The organism is Cupriavidus sp. KK10 (assembly GCF_018223725.1).
In the GTDB taxonomy this organism is placed as follows: Bacteria; Pseudomonadota; Gammaproteobacteria; order Burkholderiales; family Burkholderiaceae; genus Cupriavidus; species Cupriavidus necator.
On record NZ_CP073677.1, the window covers coordinates 4420280 to 4434847 of the forward strand.

Sequence of the window (14568 nt, forward strand, 5' to 3'; positions counted from 1 at the left end):
AGACAAAGCGACATAGCAACAAGGAGACCGCGGTGCATCACGACAACAATCCCAAGGAACTGGCGGAACGGCTGATCGCGCGTGCCGAACAGATGATTCCGGTGCTGGCCCAGCGCGCCGCGCAGGCCGAGGCCGAAGCGCGCATTCCCGCCGAGACCATTGCCGACATGCAGGCCGCGGGCTTCTTCAAGGTGCTGCAGCCCCGCCGCCACGGCGGCTACGAGCTCGATCCGCAGACCTTCTTCCGCATCCAGATGGCGCTGGCCAAGGGCTGCATGTCGACCGCCTGGGTCTATGGCGTGGTCGGTGTGCACAACTGGCAGCTGGCGCTATTCGACGAGCGCGCGCAGCAGGAAGTGTGGGGCAGCAACCCTGCCACGCTGATCGCCTCGACCTATATGCCGGTGGGCAAGGTCACGCCGGTCGAAGGCGGCTATCGCTTCTCCGGCCACTGGAAGTTCTCCAGCGGCAGCGAGCTGTGCGACTGGATCTTCCTGGGCGGGCTGGTGCCGCCGGCCGAGCCGGGCGGCGCCTATGACTACCGCACCTTCCTGCTGCCGCGCTCCGACTACAAGATCGTGCGCAACTGGGATGTGCTGGGCCTGCGTGCGACCGGCAGCCACGATATCGTGGTCGAGGACGTGTTCGTGCCCGATTACCGCACCCACCGCGCCGTCGATGGCGCCATGGGCACCAGCCCGGGGCTGGCGGTCAATGACGCGCCGCTGTACCGGCTGCCGTTCGCGCAGATCTTTGTGCGCGCGGTGTGCACCGCCTGCATCGGGGCGCTGGAAGGCACGCTCGATGACTTTGTCGCCTATGCCGACGGCCGCGTCAGCAGCAACGGTGGCGGCAAGACTGCGGAAGACGGCGGCGCGCAGATGGCTTGCGCCAACGCGCAGGTGGCCATCGACGAGATGCGAACCATCCTTGAACGCAACTTCGACGAGCTGCTGGCCGTTGCGCGTGAAGGCGGCCAGGTGCAGACCCCGCGCCGCCTGCATTTCCGCTACCAGTCCGCGCAAGTGGCCGAGCGCTGCGCGCAACTGGCCAACGGCCTGCTGCGCTATGCCGGCGGCAACGGCATCTACCGCAGCAACCCGATGGTGCGCCGTTTCCTCGACCTGCATGCGGCCCGCGCCCACTACGCCAACAACCTGGACCGCTTCGGCCAGAACCTGGGCGGCGTGATGATGGGCCGCGCCAACACTGACTTCTTCATCTGAGCCGCGCGCCGGCACGGAGACCCAATATGAGCCAGAGCAGAGCGCGCATGCAGCCCAGCGAGTTTGACGTGGTGGTGGTCGGCTCGGGCGCCGGCGGCATGCTGGCCGCCTGCCGCGCCGCGGACCGCGGACTGTCGGTGGTGGTGCTGGAAAAGAGCAGCCAGTACGGCGGCACCTCGGCGGTGTCCGGCGGCGGCATCTGGATTCCGCTCAACCACCATATCGCGCCGGCAGGTGGGCGCGACGACTACGCCACGGCGCTGGAATACATCCTGGCGTGCGCCGGCGAGCACGGCGATCCGCAGCGCGTGCGCGCCTATCTTGAGCAGGCGCCCCGCATGCTCCAGTACCTGGAGCAGCAGGCCGGCGTGCGCTACTACACGCTGCCGCGCTACGCGGACTACTTCCAGAAGGTTCCGGGTGCGATGCCGGGTTACCGCGCGCTCGACCCGATGCCGTTCGACGGCGCGCAGCTGCGCGAGGAATTCTCGCGGCTGCGGCCGCCGTCGCCAGGCACGCTGGTGGGCGGGCGCGTGGCCGTGACCTCGGCCGAGGCGCATGCGCTGCTGTGCCGCGCGCCCGGCTGGCTGGGCCTGGCGGCGCGCCAGTTTTCCCGCTACTGGCTCGACCTGGGCTGGCGCCGCAAGACCCGGCGCGACCGCCGGCTCACGCTCGGCAACAGCCTGGTCGGTGGCCTGCGGCGGGCCATGATGGACCGCGCGATCCCGCTGTGGCTCGATACCGCGCTGCAGGACCTGATCGTCGAGGACGGCACCGTCCGCGGCGTGCGCGCGGTGCAGGACGGGCGCGTGGTGGAGATCCGCGCGCTGCGCGGCGTGATCCTGGCCGCCGGCGGCTTCGAGCGCAACCAGGCCATGCGCGAACAGTACCTGCCGCAACCGACCCAGGCCGCCTGGAGCGCGACGCCGCCCAACAACACCGGCGACGGCATCCGCGCCGCCCAGGCCGCCGGCGCCGGCGTGGCGCTGATGTCCCACGTCTGGGGCGCACCCACCGTGCATGTGCAGGGCGAGGAAAAGCAGCGCGCGCTCTTTATCGAGCGCGCCATGCCCGGCTGCCTGGTGGTGAACGGGCAGGGCCGGCGCTTCGTCAACGAGGCCGCGCCGTATTCCGAGTTCGTGCCCGCCATGTACCGCGACCACGAGAAGACCGGCAGCAGCGTGCCGGCGTGGATGGTGTTCGACGCCACCTTCCGCCACAAATACCCGTGCGGGCCGATCCTGCCCGGCTCGGTCATGCCGGACCGCAGCATTCCGGCAAGCCTGTCCGGCATCCTGGTGCGCGCCGACTCGCTGGCACAGCTGGCGCAGCGGATCGGTGTCGATGCCGGCGGCCTGGCCGACAGCGTGGCGCGCATGAACCGCTACGCGGCCACCGGCGTGGACGAGGAGTTCGGCAAGGGCGACAACCTGTTCGATACCTACTACAGCGACCCGGCAGTGCAGCCCAACCCGTGCCTGGCGCCGATCGGCAAGGCGCCGTTCTACGCCGTGCGGCTCGATGCCGGCGACATCGGCACCAAGGGCGGCCTGGTGACGGACGCCAGCGCGCGCGTGCTGCGCGACGACGGCACCGCCATTGCCGGGCTCTTCGCCATCGGCAATACCAGTGCCTCGATGATGGGCACCAGCTATCCCGGCGCGGGCTCCACCCTGGGCCCGGCCATGACCTTCGGCTTTATTGCTGCCGACGTGCTCTCCCAGAACGCGCGCCAGCCTGCCGCCGCGCCCCATGCTCAAACCGTACAGGAGGCCTTATGAGCGCCAACCTCGAACCCAGCACCGCGCTGCGCGATGACATGCTGATGGCGATGCGCCGCATGGCGCGCTCGGTGGCGGTGATCAGCTGCCGCCATGGCGAGCGCCGCTATTCGATGTCCGTGACCGCGGTCGATTCGCTGTCCGCGGACCCGCCTTCGCTGCTGATCTGCATCAACCGCAATTCGTCGATCTACCCGCCGCTGGACGCCGGCGCGGACTTCTGCATCAACCTGCTGGCAGCCGACCACCGCGATATCGCGGTGGATTGCAGCGGCCGGCTCAAGGGCGAGGAACGCTTCACCAGTGGCGAGTGGGAGGACGACCTGCTTGGCGTGCCGTGCCTGCGCGACGCGCAGGCGAATCTGGTGTGCCAGCAGGATGGCCGCTTCGACTACGGCACGCACGCAGTCTTCATCGGACGCCTGCGCGAGGTAAAGCTGGCTGGCGAGGTGTCGCCGCTGGTCTATGTCGACGGTGCCTATACCACGTCCGCGCCGCTTGGCGCACTGTGTTCGGCCTAAACCGGGAGCGCAAGCCAGCATGTACCCTCCGACCGATTCCGCCACGCCGGTCCACGCGCCGCTGCGCCTGGACGATCCGGCCGCACACCCGTGGCAGGCCGCCTGCGATGCCGTGGTGGTGGGCTTCGGCGCTGCCGGGGCCTGCGCCGCGCTGGAAGCCGCGCATGGCGGCGCGCGCGTGATCGTTGCGGAACGCTTCGAAGGCGGAGGCGCCAGCGCCAGGAGCGGCGGGGTGGTCTACGCCGGCGGCGGCACGCGCTACCAGTCCGCCGCGGGCTATGCCGATACACCGCAGGCGATGGCGGACTACCTGCGCCAGGAGACGGGCGGGGTCGTCAGCGATGCCACGCTGCAGGCGTTCTGCCAGCGCAGCCGCGAGATGATCGGCTGGCTGGAAGGCCTGGGCGTGCGCTTTGCCGCCACCGTGCCGCCGCGCAAGACCTCGTATCCGGCGCAGCCCTATTACCTCTACTACTCCGGCAACGAAGCGGTTACCGGGTATGCGCAGCATGCCGCGCCCGCGCCGCGCGGCCACCGCGTGAAAGGCCCCGGCATGTCCGGCCGCATGCTGTATGGCGTGCTGCGCGCCGCCGTGCAGGCCCGGCCGGAGGTGACGGTGATGCGCCAGACCGCGGCACGGCGGCTGATTCTCGACCAGGACGGCGCGGTCGTCGGCATCGAGCTGTGGCAGCTGCCGCCGGGCCGCCACCAGAAGCGCCACGCCCGCCTGGCGCGCCTGGCCGAGCGCCTGCACAACGCAGCGCCTGCGCTGGCCGACCTGCTGCGCGAGCGCGTGCTGCAACTGGAACTGCGCCATGCGCGCCCGGTTGCGGTGCGCACCGGCGCGGTGGTGCTGGCCGCCGGGGGCTTTATCTTCAACCGCGCCATGGTGGCGCGCCACGCCGGCAAGTATCTGCAGACCTGGCGCCTTGGCGCGACCGGCTGCGACGGCAGCGGCATCCGCCTCGGCGAGTCGGCGGGCGCGGCCACGCGGCACCTGGAGCGGGTCTCGGCATGGCGCTTCATCAATCCGCCGTTCGACTGGGCGCGCGGCTGCGTGGTCGATGCGCAGGGTGCGCGCATCGGCAACGAGGAAACCTACGGCGCCACCCTTGGTCACGCCATCTGCGAACGGCACGGCGGGCGGGCCTGGCTGGTCCTGAACCGCGAACTGGCGCGCGCCGCTCTGCGCGAATGCCTGGGCGGCCGGCTGTGGGCCTTCCAGGCCTTGCCCGCGGCGCTGCTGATGTTGGCGGGGTCGCGGCGCGCCGCCAGCCTCGAGGCGCTTGCCAGCAAACTGGGCATGCCCGGCGCGGCGCTGCGGGCCACTGTCGATGCCTATAACGCCGCGGCCCGCGGCGAGATCCCCGATCCGGCCGGCAAGTCGGCGCCGATGTGCGCGTCGCTCGAAACCGGGCCGTGGCTTGCCATCGACATCTCGGCCAACAGCCGCGTCTTTCCGTGTCCTGCCATCACGCTGGGCGGCTTGTCAGTGGAAGAGTCCAGCGGCCGTGTATTGGCTGCCGCTGGCGGGGCACCCATTCCAGGGCTTTATGCCGTGGGCCGTACTGCCGTCGGCATCGCATCCAACCATTACGTAAGCGGCCTGTCGCTTGCCGACTGCATCTGGTCGGGGCGCAACGCGGGCCGCCACCTGACACGACAGCCTGCCGGCGACCGGCAGGCACACACCAACGAGGAGACTACCCATGAGCCAACGTACTGAAGGAAAGATCGCCATCATCACCGGGGCCGCCAGCGGCGTCGGCAAGGAAGACGCACTGCTGCTGGCGCGCGAAGGCGCGCGCGTGGTGCTGACCGACCTCAACGAGGAAGCGGGCCATGCCCTGGCGCGCGAGATCGGCGAGACCGCGCTGTTCGTGCCGCATGACATCGCCAGCGAAGCGGGCTGGCAGCAGGTGATGGCGCGCACCGAAAAGCAATTCGGCGCGCCCAGCGTGCTGGTCAACAATGCCGCCATCCTGATGCTGGGTTCGGTCGAGGACGCCACGCTGGAGCAATGGCAGCGCGTGATGCGCATCAATGCCGACGGCTACTTCCTCGGCTGCAAGTACGGCGTGGCCGCGATGAAGGCGGGCGGCGGCAGCATCGTCAATATGTCGTCGGTGGCGGCGCTGGGCGGCATGGGTGCGTTCTGCGCCTACAGCGCCAGCAAGGGCGCGGTGGCCGCGCTGACGCGCGCGGTGGCGGGACACTGCAAGCAGAGCGGCTACCGGATCCGCTGCAACTCGATCCACCCGGACGGCATCCTCACGCCGATGACCGCGGCCTTCCTGCCGGGCGGTGCCACGGCCCTGCCGGAGGAGGTGGGCGGCGCCGAGCCGATGCAGCGCATGTGCCATCCGCGCGACGTGGCCAACCTGGTGCTGTTCCTGGCCTCCGACGAATCGCGCTTTATCAACGGTGCGGAACTGCGCATCGACAACGCGCAGACCATCATGGGCGTGGCCTGACCCCGCCCCGAGCAAGAGAAGGACATCATGGCGCCAGTGCAATTCCACCGGCTGCAGATCGCCGAAGTCGTCACGGAAACGGACCAGGCGCATTCGCTGGTATTCGCGCTGCCGGACGGCCTGCGCGATGCGTTTGCCTACCGTCCCGGGCAGTTCCTGACCCTGCGCGTGCCCGTGGACGGCGTGCCGCTGCAGCGCTGCTATTCGCTGTCGAGCACGCCTGAGGTGGACAACGCCCTGCGCGTGACGATCAAGCGCGTGCAGAGCGGGCGCGTGTCCAACTGGATCTGCGACCATCTGGGCGCGGGCGATACGGTCGAGGTGATGCCGCCCGCCGGGGTGTTCACCCCGCCTGCGCTGCATGGCGATTTCCTGCTGCTGGCCGGCGGCAGCGGCATCACCCCGGTGCTGTCGATCGCCAAGGCGGCGCTGCGCCACGGGCGCGGCGCGGTCACGCTGGTCTATGCCAACCGCGACGAACGCTCCATCATCTTCCGCGAGGCGCTTGCCGAACTGGCGCGCAGCCACCCAGGCCGGATGCTCGTGATCCACTGGCTCGACAGCGTGCAGGGGCCGCCGACGCAGCGCCAGATCGAGGAACTGGTGCGGCCGTGGAGTGTGGCACAGTGCTTTGTCTGCGGACCCGGCCCGTTCATGGACGGCGCCCAGGCCGCGCTGCAAGCACTGGGCGTGCCGCGCGGGCAGCTGCATGTGGAGCGCTTCGTGTCCTTGCCCGATGTGCCGGTGGCAAAGGCGCCGGCAAGCGGGGCCGCCAGCGCGGGGGACACCCCCCCGGCGTCCCCCGCGCCCGCGATGCGCGGTGCCGCACTGACCGTGCAGCTCGACGGCGAGACCCACCATGTCAGCGTGGCGCCGGACGAAACCGTGCTCGACGCGCTGCAGCGCGCCGGCGTGGCCGCGCCCAACTCCTGCCGCGCCGGGCTGTGCGGCGCCTGCATGTGCCAGGTGACGCAGGGCGACGTGACGCTCGGCGAGAACCATGTGCTCGACCGCGCCGACCTGGAGGCGGGCTGGACCCTGGCTTGCCAGGCCCGCCCGTCCAGCGGCGAAATCCACCTGAAGTTCCCGGATTGACATGACCCCATCTGACATCATCGACGCCATTGCGGCACCGGCCGGCCTCGACCTCGCCGCCGCCAACGACGACATTGCCGCGACCATTCCCGAGCTGGTGCGGCGCGCGGCCAGGCGCCACGGCGAGCGCATCGCCATCCAGGAAGACGGGCTGCGCCTCACCTACGCCGCGCTCGACGCCAGCCGGATACAGGCGGCCAGGGCGCTGATGGCGCTGGGCGTGCAGCCCTGCGACCGCGTTGCCGTCTGGGCGCCAAACTTCTCCGAATGGATCATCGCTGCGCTGGCCACGCACAGCATAGGCGCGGCGCTGGTGCCGCTCAACACGCGCATGAAGGGGGCCGAAGCCGGTGCCGTGCTGGCCGACAGCGGCGCGCGCCTGCTGTTCTGCGTCGACGGTTTCCTCGGCGAAAGCTATCCGCAGATGCTGGCGCCGCACCGCCCCGCCACGCTGGAACGGCTGGTGATCCTGCGCCCCGGGCAGGGCCGGGCGCCGGGCCCCGACGAGCTGGCATGGGAGGCCTTCCTCGCGCTGGCGCCACAGGCGGACATGGCGGCGTTCGCCAAGCGCGAGGAAGGCGTGCGCGGCGACACGCTGATGGACATCATGTTCACCTCGGGCACCACCGGGCGCCCCAAGGGCGTGATGACCGCCCACGCGCAGAACCTGCGCGCCGTCGACGGCTGGGCCGCCATCACCGGGGTGCGGCCGGGCGACCGCTACCTGATCGTCAATCCGTTCTTCCATACCTTCGGCTACAAGGCCGGATGGCTCGCCGCGCTGTCGCGCGGGGCCACGGTGCTGCCCCACCTGGTGTTCGACGCCGAGGCCGTGATGACGCGCGTGGAGAACGAACGCATCACGGTGCTGCCCGGGCCGCCGACGCTCTACCAGACCCTGCTCAACGCGCCGCGCCTGCGTGAGTTCGACCTGTCATCACTGCGTGTCGCGGTGACCGGCGCCTCGGCGATTGCGCCCGCGCTGATCCAGCGCATGCGCGACGAACTGGGCTTCGACACCATCATCACCGGCTACGGCCTGACCGAGTCGTGCGGCTTTGCCACGCTGACCCGCGCCGGCGACGACGCCGAAACCGTCGCTGCCACCTCCGGCCGCGCCATGCGGGGCATCGAGATCCGCTGCATTGACGGGCAGGGGCAGCCGGTCGCCACCGGCGAGCCGGGCGAGGTGCTGGTGCGGGGCTACAACGTGATGCAGGGCTACTTCGGCCTGCCCGAAGCCACCGCCGAAGCTATCGACAGCGACGGCTGGCTGCATACCGGCGATGTCGGCACGCTCGATGCGCGCGGCTACCTGCGCATCACCGACCGCATCAAGGACATGTTTATCGTGGGCGGCTTCAACTGCTACCCGGCGGAGGTGGAGAAGCTGCTGGTGGCGCATCCGGCCGTGGCCCAGGTGGCGGTGGTGGGCATGCCGCACGAGCGGCTGGGTGAAGTGGGGCGTGCCTACGTGGTGCTGCGCCACGGCGCGCGCGTGGACGCCGAAACCCTGATCGCCTGGGCGCGCCGGCACATGGCCAACTACAAGGTGCCGCGCGAGGTGCTGTTCGTGACGTCGCTGCCGGTCAGCGCGGCAGGCAAGGTGCTGAAGTACCAGTTGCGCGAAGCCTGATGAACAAGGAACCGATCATGACCGACATTGCTGCCATTGCCGACCGCGTCGCGCGGCTTGAAGCCGCGGAGGCGATCCGCGCGCTCAAGCTACGCTACCTGCGCGCTTGCGATGACAAGGACCCGGACGCGATGCGTGCCTGCTTCGTGCCGGACAACGCGCATATCCACTATGACCGGATCGGCAGCTTTGCCGGCCGCGAGGCGCTGGTGCAGTGCTTTGCGGAGCTGGCGTGCCGGCCGACGTTGCGGGAGATGCATTTTGCGGGGCAGGCGGATATCCGTGTGCTGGATGACAACACGGCGCAGGGTAGCTGGGATCTGGCCTACCTGGCGCTGGATGATGCCAGTGGTTCGCGTACCTTCCTGACCGGGCGCTATGCGGATGAGTATGTGCGGGTTGATGGTGCCTGGCTGATCCGGTCGACGGGGTTCACGACGGGGTTGTTGTCGCAGGGAGGGTAGGAGGGCCGCGCTTGTTTGCTCCCCTCTCCCGCTTGCGGGAGAGGGGAGCGCATGCAAGAGGTGGTGGCAAGTTCCAACGCTCGCGCGCGCCCAATTCCTATTCCACAATCGCCGGATGCACCGGTGGCGGCCCGCCCAGTGCCTGCCGGTACGACGGCGGCTGCACCCCTTCGGCATCGACGATGCCATAGGCCAGCGCCGCCTCGGCGCCGATCAGCACGCGGCCGGATTTGTCCATCAACGCGGGATCGCGATACAGCGCATCGATAATGCGGCCCGTGAACTCCGGCGTCTCCGCCACCGGCGCGAAGCCCGCGTACTTGTCCGGATGCTTCTCCCATACCCGCAGCGTGCGGGCCGTGCGCAGTGGCCCCATCCACAGCGACACCGCCGCGACGCCGCAGGGCCGCAGGTCGACCGCCATGTCGTGCGCGAACTTGTCGATGCCCGCTTTTTGCGCCCCATAGGCCGGACCGTGCATATAGCAGTTGGCGCCGAATGACGAGGTGAACACGATCAGCCCGCGGCCCTGCGCGGCCATGATGGGCGCGGCATGCCAGCTGGCGACGTAGCCTGAGCGCAGGCCCACGTCGAGGATGCCGGCCATCTCCAGCGGCTTCTGCCAGAACGGCCCCGGCATGATGAGCTCGTCGTGCAGGAAGGTCGCATTGTTGACCAGGATGTCGATCCGACCGGATTCCTCGCCCACACGCCCGAACAGGCGCGCCACCTGCGCATCGTCGCGATGGTCGCACGCGACCGCGATGCCGCGCCCGCCCAGCGCATCGATCTCGCGCGCCGTGGCGTGGATGGTGCCGGGCAGCGGCGCGCTGCCTTCCTGCTCGGTGCGTCCGGTCACGTACACCGTAGCGCCTGCCGCGCCGAGCGCCAGCGCGATGCCCTTGCCGGCACCGCGCGAGCCGCCCGTGATGACGGCGACGATGGCCTGTTCCGCCTGCTTCATGTGTGTCTCCTGTGTCATTGATGTCATCGAAGCTTGGGGCGGGCGCGGCGTCGTTACATCCTTCGTTCGGACTACTCGGTACCCGGTCCGGATACTCCACGCGGACGATGGCCCCCGGCCCGGCAAGACCGACGATAGTCCCCATCCCAACGACTGCCCGCGCGGCGTATCGCGGCGCTGGCGGTCACAACAAGGAGTGAGACTGGCCATGTCCGAACTGGAGTGCAAAGAAGCCATCCATGCCCTGACCTGCCGCTATGCGCAGGCGGTGGACCGGCGCGATTTCCCGAAACTAGCAGCGCTGTTCACGGCGGACGCATGGCTGAGCGGGCCGGGCTTCCGCATGGACGGACCGCAGGCGATTGCTGACGGCATGGCATCGCTCGGGCAGTACAGCGCCACGCAGCATCACGTGCACCAGCAACTGGTCGAAGTCGATGGCGATACCGCGACCGGCGAGACCTATTGCGTGGCCAACCACCTGTACGAGCAGGACTGCGTGCCGCGCAAGCTGGACTGGGGCATCCGCTACCAGGACCGCTTCGTGCGGCGCGACGGCCAGTGGCGCATTGCCGCGCGCGAGCTGTTGGTGGACTGGACGCAGGACCTGCCGCTGCGGGGGGCATGATGACGACCCGTGTACTGGAAGGCAAGACGGCCCTCGTCACCGGCGGCGCCGGCGGCATCGGCGCGGCCAGCGCGCTGGCGCTGCTGCGCGACGGCGCGGCGGTGGTCCTCATGGGGCGGCGGCGCGAAGCGCTGGAGGCGGCACGGCGCAGCCTGCGCGCGCAGGTGGCCGGCGCCACCGTGGCAATCAGCGTCGGCGACGCTTGCCGCGAGGATGACGTGCAGGCCGCGCTGCAGCAGGCCTGGGAGCTGGAGCGGTGCCTCGACATCGTGGTCGCGACCGTTGGCGGCGGCGGTTTCCGTCCGCTGCTGATGCATGACGCGGCCTCGCTGATGGCGGAGCTGGAGCTGAACATCGCCAGCGCGTTCCTGGCGGTGCGCCACGCGTCGCCGCTGATGGCACCGCGTGGCGGCGCGATCGTCTGTATCTCGTCGAACGCGGCGCGCATGACCTGCCGCTGGCTGTCGGCATACTGCGCCGCCAAGGCGGGGCTGGAAGCGTTCGTGCGCGCCGCGGCCGAGGAGCTGGCGGGATGCGGCATCCGCGTCAATGCGGTGCGGCCGGGGCTCACCCGCTCCGGCGCGACCGGACCGATGTTCGACAACCCGGCCATCCTCGACAAGTTCGTCGCGCAGATGCCGCTGGGCCGCGCCGGCGAACCGGACGACATTGCCAGCGCGGTGCGCTACCTGGCGGGGCCGGAATCGGGCTGGGTGACCGGACAGAGCATCGCCGTGGACGGCGGCAGCGAGCTGCGCGGCAATCCCATCCTCGATGAAACCGTGGCGGCGGTGTATGGCGAAGCCGCGCTGCAGGCCGTGCTAGCCGGCAGGATTCCCGAAGCCGGCTGAAGCCGGCAACCCAAGGAGATAAGCAATGAATCAAGTCAGGGACAAGGTTGCGCTGGTCACCGGCGCGGCCAGCGGGGTAGGGCGCGCCGACGCGCTGCTGCTGGCGGCCGAAGGCGCGCGCGTGGTCATCAGCGATGTCAACCAGGAGGCCGGGCAGGCACTGGCCCGCGAGATCGGGGATGCGGCCATGTTCGTGCGCCACGACATTGCCAGCGAAGAGGACTGGCGCAAGGCCATGGCCGCCACACAGGACCGCTTCGGCCGGCTCGACGTGCTGGTCAACAATGCGGCCATCTGTCCGCTCGGGTCGATCGAGGAAACCTCGCTCGACAGCTGGCGGCAGGTCATGCGCGTCAATGCCGACGGCTATTTCCTGGGCTGCAGGTTCGGTGTGCAGGCAATGAAGGGCAACCCCGCCGGGGGCTCCATCGTGGTGATGTCGTCGGTGGCGGCGCTGGGCGGGCTGCCGATGATGTGCGCATACAGCGGCGCCAAGGGCGCCGTTACCGCGCTGACGCGCAGCGTCGCCGTGCACTGCAAGCAAAGCGGCTACCGGATCCGCTGCAACTCGATCCATCCCGATGGCGTCTGGACGCCGATGACGCAGGCGCTGGTGCCGGACCTGGATCCGGCCGCGCTCGGCATCGGCACCGACCCGATGGCACGCATGTGCCAGCCGGAGGATGTGGCCAACCTAGTCCTGTTCCTGGCTTCGGACGCGTCGCGCTTTATCAATGGCGCCGAATTGCGCATCGATAACGCGCAGTTGATCTCGGGGCTGTAAGAGCCGCTGCGGCGGCCGGCGCAAGCAGGCCGCCGCAGCGCCGAGCTAGTGTCCCGAGTCAGAAATTCGTAGACAAAATCGCTTGATGCTGGCGAGGATGTCATCGGCGGACTTTGTCCACACGAAAGGCGTGGGGTTGGCGTTGTTCAGGTCAAGGTATTGGCGGATAGCTTGCTCAAGTTGTCGGGTTGAGCGATGCGTGCCGCGGCGGATGTATTGTTCGGTGATGGTTGCAAACCAGCGCTCCACCTGATTGATCCACGAGGCGGAGGTCGGTGTGAAATGAACATGGAAGCGTGGATGGCGAGCGAACCAAGCCTTGATCGACGCCGTCTTGTGCGTGCCGTAGTTGTCCATGACGAGATGCACATCGAGCTTGGGTGGCACGTTGGCTTCGATCGTGCGTAGAAACTGCAGGAACTCACTGCTGCGATGTCTGCGATGCAATTCACCGATAACTTTTCCTGTGGCGATGTCCAGCGCGGCGAACAACGTTGTCGTGCCATGGCGCATGTAGTCATGCGTGCGTCGCTCGGGGATGCCTGGCGCCATCGGCAAAATCGGCTGCGTGCGGTCCAGCGCCTGAATCTGGCTCTTCTCGTCAACGCACAACACCATGGCCTTGAGCGGTGGGTCGAGGTACAACCCCACGATATCTCGCACCTTCTCCACGAACAATGGGTCGCTGGACAGCTTGAAGGTCTCCTGTCGATGCGGCTGCAGCCCAAAGGCGCGCCAGATACGCGTCACGGTCGACTGCGACAGATCTGCCGCGCGAGCCATGCTGCGCGTGCTCCAGTGAGTAGCCCCGGCTGGCACGGATTCGAGCGTCTTGGCAATAATCGCATCGACCTGTGCGTCAGCGATGGTCCTCGGCGCCCCTGGGCGCGGAGCATCCAGCAGCCCATCCAGGCGATCCGCGACGAATCGCGAGCGCCACTTGGAAACCGTATGCACGTCGACACGCTGCTTTGCGGCAACGGTCTTGTTGTCCAGGCCTTCAGCACTGGCCAGCACGATGCGCGCGCGCAAAGCCAACGCCTGTGCCGTCTTGCGCCGCATCGTCAGCGCCTTGAGCTGCTCGCGTTCAGCCTCACTCAAGATTAGTTCCGCCTTTGGTCTTCCCCTCATCGCTACCTCGCCCCGTGCGTGCCTTCAATGCAGAGTACAACGCGAGCCAAATAATGCAATCAATTTCTGACTCATGACACTAGCTGTACTGCGCCACGATCTCGCCGACCGTGCGCAGGATGTCGCGGCGCCGATAGCCGAGCAGGGCGGTCTCGGCCGCATCCGGCTCGTAGTAGAGGGTGTTGCCCCTGCCGAAGCAGATGGCCGAGTCCGGCAGCAACGGGTGCTCCTGGTCGATGACAGGCGGCACCGGGCGGCCCGCGTCGCGGAAGAAGGCGCCGAAATAATCCTGGAACGACAGGTTCTCGTCACCTACCAGGTAAGCCTTGCCGTTTTCACCGCGCAACAGCGCGCCTTCGATCGCTTCCGAGAGCGAAGTGGCCGAGATGAAATTGACGCCGCCGGGCGGCGCGAAATCCGGCATCGGCGCAAAGTTGCCGCGGGCGTAGTCGGTATAGGCCTTGAACATCGGGACCATCAGGCCCGGCACCGTGCCCACGACGAATGGCGCGTTCACGCTGCTCACGCGGAAGGCATCGGTGGCCAGCGCGCGCACGCCTTCATCGGCCAGCTTGCGCGAGCGGATATAGGCGTTGTCCTCGGCCAGCTGCGGCTGCGCCTGCGGGTAGAAGCTGCCGACGTAGACGGCGACCCGGATCCCGGCAGCGCGCGCCGCGCGCAGGAAACGCGGCACGCCCTCGATGTTGGCGCGTTCCCAGTGTGCGGCTTCGTCGCCGCCAGGCGGCACGTGGCGCACGTCGTTGCCGGCGGCGAAGACCAGCGCGTCGAAGGCGCCGAGCTGCGCGGCCGGCACGTCGTTGGCGATGTAGTCGCAGCGCAGGAAGTCCAGCCCGCCCAGCGCCGTGCCAGCCGCGGGGCGGTTGCGCCCCGCGATGGTGACCTCGTGCCCGCGGCTGCGCAGGTGCAGGGCCGCGTGGCCCCCGATCATGCCGGTGCCGCCGACGATCAGTATCTTCATGCTTGTCTCCTTGGTGGGGTGGTGTGGCCGCGGT

The 14568-nt window shown here is 68.9% G+C and carries 14 protein-coding genes; 11 read left to right on the plus strand and 3 right to left on the minus strand.

Translation table 11 applies throughout. From position 1 onward, the window contains the following. The first annotated feature begins 32 nt into the window (after nucleotides 1–32). The 8 genes from KB879_RS20630 to KB879_RS20665 are packed head-to-tail and all read left to right on the plus strand — an operon-like array spanning nucleotide 33 to nucleotide 9197. Entirely contained in the window at nucleotides 33–1226 is a 1194-nt protein-coding gene (locus tag KB879_RS20630) for an acyl-CoA dehydrogenase family protein (protein ID WP_211979689.1), read from the plus strand. Between the two features lie 26 nt (nucleotides 1227–1252). Continuing rightward, nucleotides 1253–3007, plus strand: coding sequence for an FAD-dependent oxidoreductase (locus KB879_RS20635; RefSeq protein ID WP_013952281.1), 1755 nt, complete (start codon nucleotides 1253–1255; stop codon nucleotides 3005–3007). Next, nucleotides 3004–3528 (plus strand): flavin reductase family protein, encoded by a 525-nt coding sequence (locus KB879_RS20640; RefSeq protein ID WP_013952282.1) that lies wholly within the window; start codon nucleotides 3004–3006, stop codon nucleotides 3526–3528. Before KB879_RS20635 ends, KB879_RS20640 begins: the two co-directional genes overlap by 4 nt. A 19-nt stretch (nucleotides 3529–3547) precedes the next feature. Beyond that, complete coding sequence (locus KB879_RS20645) at nucleotides 3548–5254, plus strand: FAD-binding protein (RefSeq protein WP_211979690.1); 1707 nt, start codon at nucleotides 3548–3550, stop codon at nucleotides 5252–5254. Beyond that, complete coding sequence (locus KB879_RS20650) at nucleotides 5238–6002, plus strand: SDR family oxidoreductase (protein ID WP_211979691.1); 765 nt, start codon at nucleotides 5238–5240, stop codon at nucleotides 6000–6002. The genes KB879_RS20645 and KB879_RS20650 overlap by 17 nt, the downstream gene beginning before the upstream one ends. Nucleotides 6003–6029: 27 nt before the next feature. Beyond that, nucleotides 6030–7097 carry a ferredoxin--NADP reductase gene (locus KB879_RS20655; RefSeq protein ID WP_211979692.1) on the plus strand — a complete coding sequence of 356 codons (1068 nt, stop codon included), beginning with the start codon at nucleotides 6030–6032 and terminating at the stop codon, nucleotides 7095–7097. Between the two features lies 1 nt (nucleotide 7098). Next, on the plus strand, nucleotides 7099–8733 hold the full coding sequence (locus KB879_RS20660) for a FadD3 family acyl-CoA ligase (RefSeq protein WP_211979693.1): 1635 nt from the start codon (nucleotides 7099–7101) through the stop codon (nucleotides 8731–8733). Further along, a complete protein-coding gene (locus tag KB879_RS20665; protein ID WP_013952287.1) occupies nucleotides 8733–9197 on the plus strand; it encodes a nuclear transport factor 2 family protein in 465 nt (154 codons plus the stop codon). Before KB879_RS20660 ends, KB879_RS20665 begins: the two co-directional genes overlap by 1 nt. A 97-nt stretch (nucleotides 9198–9294) precedes the next feature. Here the strand turns inward: KB879_RS20665 and KB879_RS20670 are convergent, their stop codons facing one another. Next, on the minus strand, nucleotides 9295–10161 hold the full coding sequence (locus tag KB879_RS20670) for an SDR family NAD(P)-dependent oxidoreductase (protein WP_211979694.1): 867 nt from the start codon (nucleotides 10159–10161) through the stop codon (nucleotides 9295–9297). A gap of 208 nt (nucleotides 10162–10369) precedes the next feature. Here KB879_RS20670 and KB879_RS20675 point away from each other — a divergent pair, with 208 nt between their 5' ends. The 3 genes from KB879_RS20675 to KB879_RS20685 are packed head-to-tail and all read left to right on the plus strand — an operon-like array spanning nucleotide 10370 to nucleotide 12424. Next, nucleotides 10370–10789, plus strand: coding sequence for a nuclear transport factor 2 family protein (locus tag KB879_RS20675; RefSeq protein WP_013952288.1), 420 nt, complete (start codon nucleotides 10370–10372; stop codon nucleotides 10787–10789). Next, the gene (locus KB879_RS20680; RefSeq protein WP_371827368.1) at nucleotides 10786–11640 is read left to right on the plus strand and encodes an SDR family NAD(P)-dependent oxidoreductase; all 855 of its coding nucleotides are present in this window, start codon (nucleotides 10786–10788) and stop codon (nucleotides 11638–11640) included. The genes KB879_RS20675 and KB879_RS20680 overlap by 4 nt, the downstream gene beginning before the upstream one ends. Nucleotides 11641–11665: 25 nt before the next feature. Continuing rightward, complete coding sequence (locus KB879_RS20685; RefSeq protein WP_153953835.1) at nucleotides 11666–12424, plus strand: SDR family oxidoreductase; 759 nt, start codon at nucleotides 11666–11668, stop codon at nucleotides 12422–12424. Nucleotides 12425–12469: 45 nt separating this feature from the next. Here KB879_RS20685 and KB879_RS20690 read toward each other — a convergent pair whose 3' ends face one another. Beyond that, a complete protein-coding gene (locus KB879_RS20690; RefSeq protein ID WP_013958932.1) occupies nucleotides 12470–13555 on the minus strand; it encodes an IS630 family transposase in 1086 nt (361 codons plus the stop codon). Nucleotides 13556–13634: 79 nt separating this feature from the next. Further along, a complete protein-coding gene (locus tag KB879_RS20695; RefSeq protein ID WP_013952292.1) occupies nucleotides 13635–14534 on the minus strand; it encodes an NAD(P)-dependent oxidoreductase in 900 nt (299 codons plus the stop codon). Nucleotides 14535–14568 lie beyond the last annotated feature (34 nt).